The organism is Streptomyces sp. ITFR-6 (assembly GCF_031844725.1).
Lineage (GTDB): Bacteria > Actinomycetota > Actinomycetes > Streptomycetales > Streptomycetaceae > Streptomyces.
The window spans coordinates 6,860,231-6,873,905 of the sequence record NZ_CP134612.1 but is presented as its reverse complement, the minus strand read 5'-3'; the positions used below and the strand labels follow the sequence as shown (position 1 = coordinate 6,873,905).

Sequence of the window (13,675 nt, the reverse complement as noted above, 5' to 3'; positions counted from 1 at the left end):
GCCCGGTCCGAACGAAGCGAAGCGCGAGGCCCGAGGGCCTTTCGTTTGGATCAGGCTGGGCTCGCGTGCCCTGGCACCGCACCTCGCGGCGTTGTCGTCAATCACCAACTCCCCCATAGCCTTAAAGGCATGGGGGACCCCCTTCGCGTTGCCTCAATCCTCCGCCTTGTGACGCACGGCACCAGACCCCGCTCCCTGATCCAGCCTGATCCAAACGAAAGGCCCGAGTCGATGGAGACCCAAGGCGGTATCACCGTGCAGCGTGCCCTGGAGCTGCCGGGGCTGCGCGGCGGGCTCCCCGAGGTGGTGTCCGGCGCCGACCGGCTCAGCCGCACGGTGCGCTGGGTGCACGCGGGCGAGGTCCCCAACATCGCCTCGCTGCTCAAGGGCGGTGAGCTGCTCCTCACCACCGGTCTGGGGCTCGGTACCCGCCCGGCCGAGCAGCGCGCGTTCGTCCGCAGGCTCGCGGACCGGGGCATCGCCGCCCTGGTGGTGGAGCTCGGTCCGCGTTTCGGCAGGCTGCCCGCCTCGATAGTGGACGCCGCCCGCGCCGCCGGGCTGCCGCTGGTCCAGCTGCACCGCGAGGTGCCGTTCGTGACGGTGACCGAGGAGATCCACACCGAGATCGTCAACGGTCACTACGCGCTGCTTCAGCAGGCCGAGGAGGTCCACCGGCGCTGCACCCAGGCGCTCCTCGGCGGCGGCGGGGTGCCTCAGGTGCTGGGCATCCTGGCGGACTTCACGGCCAACCCGGTGTTCCTGGAGACGGCCGACGGCCAGCTGCTGTACGCGGCCGGCACCGAGTCGGGGCCGGTCTCCGCCGATCCGCTCCAGGTCTGGGACGGGATGCGCGGCGGCCGGGCTGCCCGCGAGTCGCCGCCCGTCGGCGCGGTGCTGGCGGATGTGCCGGGCGGCGGTCCCGGCGCCGGTTCGGTACGGGCCAGGCTGGTGCTGCTGGCCGTGGACGGTCCGCTGGTGACGGTGCACCGGATGGCGGCGGAGCGCGCGGCGGGCCTGCTCGCCGTGGTGCTGATGCAGGCGCGCCAGGAGGAGGAGCTCGCGGCGCGCGGCCGAGGTGACTTCCTCACCGATCTGGCGGAGGGCCGGATCGCCCCGGAGGACGCCCCGGCCCAGGCCCGGGTGCTCGGCTTCAAGCCGGGCGAGATGCCGCTGCTGCCCGTGGTGATGCGGCTGGCCCCCGAGCTGTCCCCGTCCGGCAACTGGGCGCTGCTGGCCCGCGCGGTCCTGGAGGAGCTGTCCTCCGTGGGGGTGCCGGTGCTGCTCGGGGTGCGGCCGGTGGAGGGCCGGGTGCCGCTGCTGCTGGCGCTGCGGGCCGAGACGGAGCGTACGGCGGTGGCCGACCGGGTCGCGGCGGCGCTGCGGGCCGGGGTGGAGCGGGCCGGTCTTGAGCGGGCGGGTTCCCATCCCCCGGTCGTGGTGGTCGGGGTGGTCGGGGTGGCGGGCAGCTGGGCGACGGCCGGCGCGGGGCTCCGGCACGCGGCGGAGACGGCCACGGCGGCACAGGGGCTCGACGACCGGCCCTGGTACGACGCCCGGCGCCTGGATATCGATCTGCTGCTCTGGCGGCTGCGGGACCATCCGGATCTGGCGGCGTTCGTCGAGCGGGCGATCGGTCCGCTGCGGGACCACGACCGCACCTCGCGCCCGCCGCTGCTGCCCACCCTTGAGACCTATCTCGCACACGCGGGCCGCAAGGCGGAGACGGCCCGCGAGCTGCATCTGAACCGTCAGACGCTGTACAACCGGCTCGCTCGTATCGGTGAACTTCTCGGCACCGATCTGGACGACCCGCAGGCCGTCCTGGCCCTGAGCCTGGCCCTGCGCGCCCGCCGCCACACGGTCTGAGATCCGGACCGCCCGCGCCCGCCGCCACACGGCCCGAGGACCGGACCGCACACCAGCGGCTCAGCGGTTCCGGACCGCACGCCACCGCCTCGACGGTTCCGCGCCACCGCCGCCGCCACCGGCTCAGCGGTTCCGGGCCACCGCCAGCGGCTGTGCCAACTCGTCGTACACGCTCAGCACTTGGGCGATCGTGTCGTCCTCGGTCGGCCAGCTCGCCGCCTGCGCGATCCCCGCGGCGGCCAGCCGGTCCCGTTCCGCCGGGTCCCGGAGCAGCCGGGCCACCGCGCGGGCGAGCGCCTCCGCGTTCCCGTACGGCACGAGTTCCGCGGCCTCGCCCACAAGTTCGGGCACTCCGCCGACCGAGGTGGCCACCAGCGGCACGCCGATCCGCAGCGCGTCCTGGGCCAGCAGCGAGCGGGCCTCCCAGTGGCTGGGCAGCACGGCCAGGTCGGCGGCGGCCAGCAGCTCGGTGACGTCGTCCCGGCTGGCGATCAGCGCGACGGGCAGGTCCTCGGCCTTGATCCGCCGCTGCAGAGCCGCCCGCTCGCGCCCCTCGCCCGCGATGACCAGCAGGGGCACGGTGTCGAGCCGCCGCCACGCGCGCGCCGCGTCGAGCAGCGTGCCGAATCCGCGGTGCGGCATCAGGCTGCCGACCGCCACGATCAACGGCCGGTCCACGGCACCGAGTTCGGCCCGCACCTTGCCGTCGGGCAGCGCGGCGGGGATCAGCGGCGGCGGGGTGGCGACGGGCGCGAGCCGGGCGTCGCGCGCCCCGCGCATTCGGGCCCGGTCGACCAGGTCGGAGGAGGCGCCGAGCACAACGGCCGCCGCGCGGGCGGCCCTTCGCTCCAGCAGGTGCAGCAGCCGGCGGCGGGCGCCCTCGGCGTGGGAGCGGGTGTGCCAGGTGACGACCAGTGGGACGCGGCGGCCGCCGAGCGCCAGGGCGGCCCGTACGGCGGCGTGCAGTCCGTGCGCGTGGACCACGTCCGCACCCGCGCAGGCACCGCGCAGCGCGGCGACGGCGGCGGGGTCACTGCGCCTGGGTACGGGCGCGAAGTGGGCCCCGGTCGCGGAGAAGTCGTAGGCGCGGTCCAGCCCGGCGGGCGCGCAGACCGTGACCTGGACGCCTCGCGCGACCAGTCCGGCGGCCAGCGAGCCGACATGGGCGCTGCTTCCCGCACTGCCTCCGCCCAGCACTTGGACCGTACGCAGCTGTGACACGTTGAATGGCTCCCGGGGCTGCCGAGTCGGCGGTGTGTACACCGCCAAGGATGCCAGTCCGTACGCACGTTCCGGCACGACCGGACCGTAACTCCGGTGCGCACCGCAACAAACCGGGCGTGGCGTACCACTCGCACGGGTGAAGATCGCGGGGCCGGACCAGCGCACGGCGGCCGGGCCCCGCGACCCGCCGCTACCCGTCCGACCGTGCCGTGGCGAGCAGCTCCTCCGCGTGGGCGCGGGCCGTCTCGGAGTCCTCCTGGCCCGCGAGCATCCGGGACAGCTCCCGTACCCGCTCCTCGCCCTCCAGGACGGTGACGCCGCTCCGGGTCACCGAGCCGTCCACGGTCTTCTCGACCAGCAGCTGCCGGTCCGCGAACGCGGCGACCTGGGGCAGGTGGGTGACGACGACCACCTGCGCGGACCTCGCGAGCTTGGCCAGCCGCCGGCCGACCTCGACGGCCGCCTTGCCGCCGACGCCCGCGTCGACCTCGTCGAAGAGGTAGGTGGGTACGGGATCGGAACCGGCGAAGACCACCTCGACGGCGAGCATCACCCGGGACAGCTCACCGCCGGAGGCGCCCTTGGCGATCGGCCGGGGCTGGGCGCCGGGGTGCGGAGCCAGCAGCAGTTCGACCTCGTCGGCGCCGGACGGCCCGTAGGCCACACTGCGCCCGCCGATGTCGATGCCTGACGCCTCGTCGGGCGCCTCGGTCTGCCGGATGTCGAAGGAGACCCTGGCGTGCGGCATCGCGAGGGAGGCGAGCTCCGCGGTGACCGCCTCCGCGAAGAGCGCGGCCGCCGCCGTCCGGGCGTCGGTCAGCGCCTGGCCGAGTCCGGAGAGCTCGCCGCGCAGCGCGTCCCGCTCCGCGATCAGTTCACCGATCCGGTCGTCGTCGCTCTCCAGCTCCATGAGGCGCGCGGCCCCGTCCTCCGCCCAGGCCAGCACGGCGGTGATGTCGTCGCCGTACTTGCGGGTGAGTGCGGTGAGCGCGGCGCGGCGTTCCTCGACCGCGGCGAGCCGCAGCGGGTCGGAGTCCAGCTGGTCGGCGTAGCCTGCGAGTTCACCGGCCACGTCGGAGAGCAGGATGGAGATCTCGCCGACCCGGTCCGCGAGTGCGGCCAGTGCCGGGTCGTGGGCCCGTACCCCTTCCAGGGCCTGACCGGCCGCCGCGACGACGGTCGTCGCGTCCACCGCCTCCTGGTCCTCCGGGTTGCCGACCAGCGCGGTGTGCGCGAGGGCGGCCGCGGAGGCGAGGGCGTCCGCGTGGCCGAGCCGCTGGGCCTCGGCCGCGAGCTCGGTGTCCTCACCGGGCAGCGGTTCGACGGCGGCGATCTCGTTCAGCCCGAAGCGCAGCAGGTCGGCTTCCTGGGCCCGTTCGCGGGCGCGGGTGGTCAGCTCGTCGAGCTCACCGGCGACCTCGCGCAGCCGCCGGTAGGCCGCCGCGTACGTGGCGTACGGTACGGCGACACCGTCGCCCGCGTACCGGTCGAGGGCCTGCCGCTGCCTGGCCGGCTTGAGCAGCCCCTGCTGGTCGGTCTGGCCGTGCACGGCGACGAGTTCGTCGGCCAGCTCCGCCAGCACGCCCACCGGCACGGATCTGCCGCCGAGATGCGCACGGGAGCGCCCCTCCGCGGAAACGGTACGGCTGATCAGCAGCGCACCGTCCTCGATCTCCGCACCGGCCTCCTCGGCCCGCAGCGCCGCCGCGTCGCCCTCGGACACCGTGATCCGGCCCTCGACGACCGCCGCCTTCGCGCCGATCCGTACGAGGGCGGGGTCGGCGCGTCCGCCGAGCAGCAGCCCGAGGCTGGTGACGACCATGGTCTTGCCCGCGCCGGTCTCACCGGTCACGGCGGTGAAACCGGGTGACAGCTCCACCACCGCGTCGTCGATGACTCCGAGCGACCGTATCCGCATCTCCTCCAACACGGTCATGACCATACGAGGTTTCGTGGCCCCCGCGCACACGGGCCGCTGCCGGGACACCGGATCGGGTGGGTACGGCGGACTCACCGGGTGCCCGGTCCGGTGTCAGTGCGGCGCGCCCCGCCACCCCGACACCGGCAGCGCGAACTTGGCCACCAGCCGGTCCGTGAAGGAGGCCTGGTGCAGCCGCGCCAGCCGGACGGGAACCGTGCCGCGCCGCACCTCGACCCGGGCACCGGGGGGCAGCTCGACCGTCCTGCGCCCGTCGCACCACAGCACCCCCTGCGGGGTGTGCGCCTGGACCTCCACAGCCAGCACCGACGTGGGCGAGGTCACCAGCGGCTTGGCGAACAGCGCGTGGGCACCGATCGGAACCATCAGCAGTGCCTCCACCTCCGGCCACACGACGGGCCCGCCGGCCGAGAAGGCGTACGCGGTCGAGCCGGTGGGCGTCGCGCAGACGATGCCGTCGCAGCCGAACCCGGTCACCGGGCGGCCGTCGATCTCCAGTACGACCTCCAGCATCCGCTCGGGCGACACCTTCTGCACGGCCGCCTCGTTGAGCGCCCAGTCGGTGTGGACGACGGTGCCGTTGCTGTGCACGACGACATCGATCGTCATGCGTTCCTCAACGGTGTACGCCCGGGTGACGACCCGGTCGACGACCTTGTCCAGGTCGTCGCGCTCCGCCTCCGCGAGGAAGCCGACCCTGCCCAGGTTGACGCCGAGCATCGGCACCCCGGAGGCGCGCGAGAGCTCCGCGCCGCGCAGCAGCGTCCCGTCCCCGCCGAGCACGATGAGCAGTTCGCAGCCGTTCACCGGCTCCGGGGTGGCGTCGGTGACCGTCTCGACGGACGGCGGCAGCGGCAGGTCGGCCGCCTCCGTCGCCAGCACCCGTACGCCCAGACCGTTGCGCAGCAGGCCCTGGACCACCAGTTCGGCGCTGCGGATCGCGGCCGGCCGGCCGGTGTGCGCCAGAAGAAAGACAGTTCGTGCCGTATTCGTCGTCACCGAGGCCCCTCCGCCACTGCACGGTCGACATCTGCGGGATCCAGCTCAGGTGCTCCGGCCCGCAGCCACAGAAAGTACTCGACATTCCCCGACGGTCCGGGCAGCGGGCTCGCCGTCACGCCCCGGACCCCCAGTCCGAGCGCCCAGGCCCGGCGCGCCACCTCACGTACGGTCTCGGCCCGCAGCTCGGGGCTGCGCACCACCCCGCCGCTGCCGAGCCGCTCCTTGCCCACCTCGAACTGCGGCTTGACCATGAGGACCAGGTCCGCGTCCGGGGCGGCGCAGCGCTCCAGGGCGGGCATGACGAGTCCCAGCGGGATGAACGACAGGTCGCCCACCACCAGGTCGACGGCCTCGCCGTCGATCGCGTCGAGCGTCAGCTCCCGCACGTTGGTGCGGTCCTTGACGGTGACGCGTTCGTCGGACTGGAGCGACCAGGCGAGCTGCCCGTAGCCGACGTCGACGGCGACGACGTGTGCCGCTCCGGCCCGCAGCAGGACATCGGTGAACCCGCCGGTGGACGCCCCGGCGTCCAGCGCCCGGCGCCCCTCCACCGTCAGCCCCAGCGGCGTGAAGGCGGCGAGGGCACCGGCCAGCTTGTGGCCGCCCCGCGACACGTACTCGGGGTCGCTGTCGTCCTTGGTGACGACGACCGCGGCGCTCGTCTCGACCTGGGTGGCCGGTTTGGCCGCGGTGTTGCCGCCGACGGTCACCCGTCCTGCGGCGATCAGCTGGCTGGCATGCTCGCGTGAACGGGCGAGCTTTCGGCGTACCAGCTCGGCGTCGAGGCGGCGACGGGCCACTCCTGCCACGTTCGGTTCAGCTCCTGTTGTTGTACGAGTCGTTGTACGAGTTGTCGTGAGCCTGGTTGTACGGCTTGTGGTGCGCGGGCCCCGGACGGGTGCGGGTCCCGCGTCCAGCGCGGTCAGCGCGTCGCGCAGTCCACGGTGTACATCCTCGTACACCTCGATATGGCCGCTCGCCGGGAGCCGGTCGGCGTCGGCCAGCCGCTCCAGCCGTGCGTCCACCCCGGCGTTGCCGGTGGGCGTGCGGACGACGCCGAGGGGCGCGGGGGCCGCCGGGTCGTGCGGAGCGGCCGGGGGCGGCTCCTGCGGCGCGTCCTGCCGGATCTCCCCGGGTTCGGTTCCGGCGGCCGTCCCCGGCCCCGGCGTCGAGTCGCTCATGCGGGAAACGCTACCCCGAGGCGCTGCGGTACCGTCGATCACGATGGCGACCACGGCGGAGTGCCGCAGCGCACTCGACAGACTTTCGGACAACCTCGCGGGGGCCGACGGCGACGTGCGCAGCGCGGCGTCCCTGGACCGTTCGCTGAGCTGCCACATCAAGGATCTCGACGTCACGTTCACCGGCCGGCTGGCCGGCGGCCGGATCCAGGTCCTGGACACCGTCGAGGGGCCGCCCGCCGAAAAGGCGGAGATTCGCCTCGCGATGACCGGGGACGACCTGGTGGCCCTGGTCAACGGCGAGCTGAACTTCGCGAAGGCGTGGGGCTCGGGCCGGGTACGCCTGGAAGCAGGCTTCCGGGACCTCCTGAAACTCAGATCCCTGCTGTAACCGCCCCGGCCCGTCCACATCAGGCCCGGCACATCAAGCCCGTCCGGCGGTTGAGGACGTCTTTCAAGCCCGTCCGGCGTTTGGGGACAAGGCGTGGCCGAAGGTCACGCGCCTCCACCCACCGCGACCCGCGTCCCCCGCACCCGCGCGGCCGGCACCACCAGCGGCGTCCCCGTCTCCGGATCGGAGATCACCTGGCACCGCAGCCCGAACACCCGCTCCACCAGCTCCGCGGTGACGATCTCCCCGGGCGCGCCCTCCGCGACGATCTCGCCCTCCCGCATCGCGATGAGGTGCGTGGCGTACCGCGCGGCGTGATTCAGGTCGTGCAGGACGGCGACCAGCGTGCGCCCCTGCGTCTCGTGCAGCTCCGCGCACAGGTCGAGCACCTCGATCTGGTGCTGGATGTCGAGGTACGTCGTCGGCTCGTCCAGCAGCAGCAGCGGCGTCTGCTGCGCGAGCGCCATCGCGATCCAGACCCGCTGACGCTGCCCGCCGGACAATTCGTCGACATAGCGATCACCGAGCTCACCGACGCCGGTCGCCGCCATCGATTCCTCGACAATGCGTTCGTCCTCCGGCGACCACTGCCTCAGCAGCCCCTGGTGCGGGTAGCGCCCCCTGGCCACCAGGTCCGCCACGGTGATGCCGTCCGGGGCGATCGAGGACTGGGGCAGCAGCCCCAGCGTCCTGGCGACCTTCTTCGCGGGCAGCCGGTGAATGGACTGCCCGTCCAGCAGCACCTGGCCCCGGCTCGGCCTGAGCATCCGGGACAGCGCGCGCAGCAATGTCGACTTGCCGCAGGCGTTCGGGCCGACGATCACGGTGAACGAGTGGTCGGGTATCTCGACCGAGAGGTTCTCCGCGATGACCCGCTGGTCGTAGCCGAGGGTCACCGAGTCCGCGGTGAGGCGCTGCATGGTCGTACTCCGTGGGTCGGTCGGGGTGCTGGGGGAATGCGGTGCGGGTGAGGGCTTCTGGCGCCCGGTGCCGGATGTCATATGCGGCCCGCCTTGCGCTCGGACACCAGGAGCCACAGCAGGTAGCAGCCGCCGAGCACGCCGGTCACCACGCCCACGGGCAGCTGCCGGTCGCCGAAGGCGTCGAGCGCGACCCAGTCCGCGACGAGCAGCAGGGCGGCGCCCATGAAGGTCGCGGCCACCAGGTTGGGGCCGGTCGAGCGGGTGAGCCGGCGGGCCACCTGCGGGGCGCTGAGCGAGACGAACGCGATCGGCCCGGCGGCGGCCGTGGCCACGGCGACGAGCAGCACGGCGGAGCCCATCAGGACGAGCCGGGTGCGCTCGACCCGCACCCCGAGCGCGTACGCGGCGTCGTCGCCCATCTCCATCACCCGCAGGGCCCGGCCGTGCCCGAACACCAGCGGCAGCAGCACGGCGCAGACCGCCAGCAGGGGCCAGACCTGGGCCCAGTCCCGTCCGTCGAGCGAGCCGGTCATCCAGACGACCGCCCGGGTGGCGTCCACCAGGTCGGCCTTGGTGATCAGGTACTGGGTCACGGCGGTCAGCATGGCGGCGGCGCCGATCCCGACCAGCACGAGCCGGAACCCGTGCACCCCACGCTTCCACGCCAGCAGGTACACGGCGACCCCGGCCAGCAGACCGCCGGCCACCGCACCGCCCGCGACCGCCGTCGCCCCGCCCTGGAACACCACGATCACGGTCAGTGCGCCGACCGTCGCGCCCTGGCCGAAGCCCAGCACGTCGGGGCTGCCGAGGGGGTTGCGCGAGATGGTCTGGAAGACGGCGCCGCCGGCCCCGAGCGCCGCGCCCACCAGGAGCCCCACCAGCACCCGCGGCAACCGCAGGTCCGTGACGATGAACTCCTGCTGGAAGGTGCCGTGCCCGAACAGGGTGGTGACGACCTCACCCGGGGTCATGGAGAAGTCGCCGCTGCCGATGAGGACGACCCCGGTCGCCGCCACGACGGCGGCGAGCAGCACCACCACCAGGGAGGCCCGGACGTTCATCCGGAACGAGTACCCGCCGGCCGTCCGCACGGCCTTCACCGACCGGGCCGTTCCCGGCTGCCGTACCTTCCCGGCCGCTCCCGTCGCCCCCGTCGCCCCTGTCGTCTCCTTGGTGGCCTTCACAGCTGGGACATCCTCTTGCGTCGTACGAGGTGGATGAAGACCGGCCCGCCGATCAGCGCGGTGACGATGCCGACCTGGAGTTCGGACGGCCGGGCGACGATCCGGCCCACCACGTCCGCGCCGAGCAGCAGCACCGGGGAGAGCACGGCCGCGTACGGCAGGATCCACCGCATGTCGGGCCCGGTGATCGTGCGCACCAGGTGCGGGATCATCAGCCCGATGAAGACGATCGGCCCGCACGCGGCGGTCGCCGCCCCGCACAGCAGGGTGACCGCGAGCATGGCCAACACCCGGGTCCTGGTCAGATGGGCGCCGAGCGCCCGCGCGGTGTCGTCGCCCATCTCCAGGGCGTTGAGCGGACGGGCGATGAGCAGGGTCAGCAGGACGCCGATCGCGATGAACGGCCACACCTTGCCGACGGTCTCCGTGTTCGCGGAGGCCAGCGACCCGACGGTCCAGAACCTCAGCCGGTCCAGCGCCGCCGAGTCCAGCAGCTGTACGGCGTTGACGTACCCGTACAGGGCCGCGGTGACCGCCGTCCCGGCGAGCGCGAGCCGGACCGGGGTGGCGGACCGGCTGCCCCCCAGCAGGTACACGGCCACCGAGACGATCGCGGCGCCGACGAAGGCGAACCAGACGTACCCGGTCAGCGAGGTGACACCGAAGAAGCTGATGGCGGAGACGACCGCCGCCGACGCCCCCGCGTTGACCCCCAGCAGTCCGGGCTCGGCCAGCGGGTTACGGGTCAGCGCCTGCATCACCGCCCCGGCGAGGCCGAGCGCGCTGCCGACGATCAGCCCGAGCACGGTCCGGGGAATCCGCACCTTCCGTACCAGGACGTCGTCGCTGCTCCCCGCGTAGTGGAACAGACCGTGCCAGACGTCGGCGAGGGGCAGCGCCTTGGCACCGATCCCGATACTCGCCAGGCACACCAGCACCAGGAGCGCCAAGGCGACCAGGAGCCCTGCGGCGCGAACCGCATGGCGCCTGGGGGGCGCGGTTTTGGCCGGTGCGGCTGTCGGGCCTGCACTCGGTTCCGGGGGACTCTCAACGAACACGCCGGTTAGGTTAGCCTACCCTCCTGTGACCTCGATCCGGACTCCCGCGGGCCCCGGCCGGGACGCCTCCGCGACCACCTCCGCCCGCGCCCCGGCCAGCGAGCTCGCCGCCGACGAGCGGAAGGGGGCCAGTGCGGGCACCAGTCCGGCCATGGTCAGCTCGGCGCTGACGAAGCACAGGTCCTCCGGCGCCACCCCCTTCTCACCGAAGTACGCCCGCAGATAGGGCGTCTGGAAGTCCCAGCCCTCCCGAGGGGTTCCCGGACCGTAGGCGCCACCCCGCGCGCTGATCACCACGACGCGCTTCCCCCTGAGCAGTCCCTCCCCCGTGTCCGGCTCCGTGAGCGCGCCGGGGAATCCGACCCGGTCGATCCATGCCTTCAGCGAGGCGGAGACCGAGTAGTTGTACATCGGGGCGCCGACCAGCACGGTGTCGGCCGCCAGCAGTTCGGTGATCAGCGGGCGGGTCAGCGACCACTCCCGCCGCTCGGCCTCGCTCCCGACCAGCGCGTCCACCCCGTCCGGCGGTACGAGACCGGTCCGCTCCGCTCTCCGGCCGAGCGTGCAGTAGGCGGTGTCCAGCGGGGGCACGGGGTCCGCGGCCAGATCCCGGTAGCGGTATCCGGCCGGGCCGTGCACGGTCCGCCAGGTACGGGCGAACAGTGCGGTCAGCTGCCTGCTGACCGACTCCTCCGAGCGGTTGGCACTGCAATCCAGATGCAGCAAGGACGTCATCGGCTGCTCTGCTGTCACTTCGGTTACGTTGCGTTCGTCAGGAGGGGTGACGGAACAGCACGGCGAAAGGTGACCGGTGGACGAGCGCGAGGCACTGGCGGAACGCTTCGAGGCGCAGCGTACCCTGCTGCGCGCGGTGGCCCACCGCATGCTCGGTTCGCTGGACGAGGCGGAGGACGCGGTCCAGGAGACCTGGCTGCGCCTGTGCCGGGTGGACGCCGGCGAGCTGGACAACCTGACCGGCTGGCTGCGGACGGTGGTGACCCGCATCTGCCTCGACCTGCTGCGTACCCGAAGGTCGCGCAGGGAGGACCTGGCCGAGCAGGAGGTGCTGGACCAGGTCGCCGGGTCCGCCCAGGGCAGGCCGCCGGAGGACGAGGCCCTGCTGGCCGACTCGGTGAGCCGGGCGCTGCTCGTGGTGTTGGACACGCTGGACCCCGTCGAGCGGATCGCGTTCGTGCTGCACGACATGTTCGCCGTACCGTTCAGTGAGATCGCGACCGTCGTGGAGCGCACGCCGGGCGCCACGAAGAAGATCGCCAGCCGTGCGCGTCACAAGGTACGGGGCACCCCCGTGGTCCCGGCGGCCGAACTGGCCCGACAGCATCGGGTCGTCTCGGCGTTCCTGGCCGCCGCGCGGGCCGGTGACCTCACCGCGGTCCTCGCGGTACTGGCCCCCGATGTGGTGCGGCGTGCCGACCCCGTCGCGGTGCCGCCGGGCGGCGCGGCCGAGGCCCGGGGCGCGCAAGCCGTCGCGGAGGGCACGGCGGCCCTGGCCCACCGGTCACGGCTGGCCGAACCTGCCTTGGTCAACGGCATGGTGGGAGTCGTCGTGGCCCCGCGCGGCCGCCTGCTGTTCGGGCTCACCTTCACCATCGAGGACGACTTGATCACCGAGTACGACGTGATCGCGGACCCGGCACGCCTGCGCCGCCTCGACCTCGCCGTACTCGGCTGACGGAGGCGGAGGCGGACGCCGACTCGGACGCGGGAACGCCGGTCGGCGCGTTCACGGCCGGCGGCCGGCAGCCGCCCCGGCAGCCGCCCCGGCCGCTGAGCGCGGGGCCGCCGGCCGAACCTCCACCGCCAGAGCCGCTACAGCCGCTACAGCCGCTACAGCCCGAGCCTGGCCACGGCCTTCCCCGCGTCCAGCCCGCACGACCCCTCTCGGGCGTGCGACCACGCCGCCCCGCACAGCGCCCGCAGACCGTCGAGCGCCTCCCCCTCACCCTCCAGCACGAACTGCTCGTCCCGGACGGACGCCGTCCAGCCACCGCAGCCGAAACCCCCGCCCACCGTCGTCACTTCGGGCTGCCCGGTCAGCAGCCCCCGCAGATCGGCGGCCACATAGGCCGGCCGGTGCTCCGGCTTCGCGGCCAGCAGCTGCGCCGCGTCCGCCACCCCGGTCAGCACCAGCAGCGAGTCGACACCGCCGTTGAACGCCCCCTCGATGTCCGTGTCGAGCCGGTCCCCGACCACCAACGGCCGTTCGGCACCGGTCCGCAGCACCGACTCCCGGTGCATCGGCGGCAACGGCTTCCCGGCCACCTGCGGCTCGGCGCCCGTCGCGATCCGTACGACCTCCACGGCCGCCCCGTTGCCGGGCGCGATACCCCGGGCGCTCGGAATGGTCAGATCCGTGTTGGACGCGAACCACGGCAACCCGCGATTGACCGCGTGGGCGGCCTCCGCGAACCGCCCCCACGTCATATCGGGCCCGCCGTATCCCTGCGCGACCGCCACCGGCTCGTCATCCGCCGACTCCACCGGCCGCAGCCCGCGTTCCCGCAGCGCCACCCGCAGGCCCTCGCCCCCGATCACCAGCACCCGGGCCCCGGCCGGCAGCTGATCAGCGATCAGCCGGGCCACCGCCTGCGCCGAAGTGATCACGTCGGCGGGCTCGGCCGGCACTCCCAGCTCGGTCAGATGCTCCGCCACCGCGTCCGGCGTCCGCAGCGCGTTGTTGGTGACGTACGCCAGGTGCATCCCGCCGTCCCGCGCCGTGCCGAGCGCCTCGACCGCATGGTCGATCGCCTGCCCGCCCGCGTACACCACTCCGTCGAGATCGAGCAGAGCCGTGTCGTACGCCTCACTCAACGCGGTGCCGATCCCGCTCGGCCTGGTCCTGCTCGCCTGACTCATATCCTGCGCTCCTCAATGCCTGGGTCT

At 73.5% G+C, this 13,675-nt stretch carries 12 protein-coding genes; 3 read left to right on the top strand and 9 right to left on the bottom strand.

Annotated features, from left to right (window positions below):
- Window positions 1–231 precede the first annotated feature (231 nt).
- A complete protein-coding gene (locus RLT59_RS31310) occupies window positions 232–1,866 on the top strand; it encodes a PucR family transcriptional regulator (RefSeq protein ID WP_311306512.1) in 1,635 nt (544 codons plus the stop codon).
- A gap of 123 nt (window positions 1,867–1,989) precedes the next feature.
- Here RLT59_RS31310 and RLT59_RS31305 read toward each other — a convergent pair whose 3' ends face one another.
- From RLT59_RS31305 to RLT59_RS31290, 4 genes are all read right to left on the bottom strand, one after another.
- Window positions 1,990–3,087: a glycosyltransferase family 4 protein gene (locus RLT59_RS31305; protein ID WP_311306511.1), complete on the bottom strand. Its 1,098-nt coding sequence runs from the start codon at window positions 3,085–3,087 to the stop codon at window positions 1,990–1,992.
- Between the two features lie 193 nt (window positions 3,088–3,280).
- The gene (recN, locus tag RLT59_RS31300; protein ID WP_311306510.1) at window positions 3,281–5,026 is read right to left on the bottom strand and encodes a DNA repair protein RecN; all 1,746 of its coding nucleotides are present in this window, start codon (window positions 5,024–5,026) and stop codon (window positions 3,281–3,283) included.
- Between the two features lie 96 nt (window positions 5,027–5,122).
- Window positions 5,123–6,028 carry an NAD kinase gene (locus RLT59_RS31295; RefSeq protein WP_311306509.1) on the bottom strand — a complete coding sequence of 302 codons (906 nt, stop codon included), beginning with the start codon at window positions 6,026–6,028 and terminating at the stop codon, window positions 5,123–5,125.
- Window positions 6,025–6,840: a TlyA family RNA methyltransferase gene (locus tag RLT59_RS31290; protein WP_311307916.1), complete on the bottom strand. Its 816-nt coding sequence runs from the start codon at window positions 6,838–6,840 to the stop codon at window positions 6,025–6,027. The genes RLT59_RS31295 and RLT59_RS31290 overlap by 4 nt, the downstream gene beginning before the upstream one ends.
- Before the next feature lie 415 nt (window positions 6,841–7,255).
- Here RLT59_RS31290 and RLT59_RS31280 point away from each other — a divergent pair, with 415 nt between their 5' ends.
- The gene (locus tag RLT59_RS31280; RefSeq protein WP_311306508.1) at window positions 7,256–7,603 is read left to right on the top strand and encodes an SCP2 sterol-binding domain-containing protein; all 348 of its coding nucleotides are present in this window, start codon (window positions 7,256–7,258) and stop codon (window positions 7,601–7,603) included.
- A gap of 104 nt (window positions 7,604–7,707) precedes the next feature.
- Here the strand turns inward: RLT59_RS31280 and RLT59_RS31275 are convergent, their stop codons facing one another.
- The 4 genes from RLT59_RS31275 to RLT59_RS31260 all read right to left on the bottom strand — a co-directional run bounded on the left by RLT59_RS31275 (window position 7,708) and on the right by RLT59_RS31260 (window position 11,524).
- Window positions 7,708–8,523 carry an ABC transporter ATP-binding protein gene (locus RLT59_RS31275; protein ID WP_311306507.1) on the bottom strand — a complete coding sequence of 272 codons (816 nt, stop codon included), beginning with the start codon at window positions 8,521–8,523 and terminating at the stop codon, window positions 7,708–7,710.
- A gap of 77 nt (window positions 8,524–8,600) precedes the next feature.
- Entirely contained in the window at window positions 8,601–9,590 is a 990-nt protein-coding gene (locus RLT59_RS31270) for a FecCD family ABC transporter permease (protein WP_311307915.1), read from the bottom strand.
- Between the two features lie 119 nt (window positions 9,591–9,709).
- Entirely contained in the window at window positions 9,710–10,672 is a 963-nt protein-coding gene (locus tag RLT59_RS31265; protein ID WP_311307914.1) for a FecCD family ABC transporter permease, read from the bottom strand.
- 114 nt (window positions 10,673–10,786) lie between these two features.
- Entirely contained in the window at window positions 10,787–11,524 is a 738-nt protein-coding gene (locus RLT59_RS31260) for an FMN-dependent NADH-azoreductase (RefSeq protein ID WP_311306506.1), read from the bottom strand.
- A 58-nt stretch (window positions 11,525–11,582) separates the two neighbouring features.
- Between RLT59_RS31260 and RLT59_RS31255 the strand changes: the two genes are divergently transcribed.
- Window positions 11,583–12,464 carry a sigma-70 family RNA polymerase sigma factor gene (locus tag RLT59_RS31255; RefSeq protein WP_311306505.1) on the top strand — a complete coding sequence of 294 codons (882 nt, stop codon included), beginning with the start codon at window positions 11,583–11,585 and terminating at the stop codon, window positions 12,462–12,464.
- Between the two features lie 155 nt (window positions 12,465–12,619).
- On the opposite strand, the gene RLT59_RS31250 is transcribed toward RLT59_RS31255, so the two are convergent.
- A complete protein-coding gene (locus tag RLT59_RS31250; RefSeq protein WP_311306504.1) occupies window positions 12,620–13,648 on the bottom strand; it encodes an HAD-IIA family hydrolase in 1,029 nt (342 codons plus the stop codon).
- Between the last annotated feature and the right edge of the window lie 27 nt (window positions 13,649–13,675).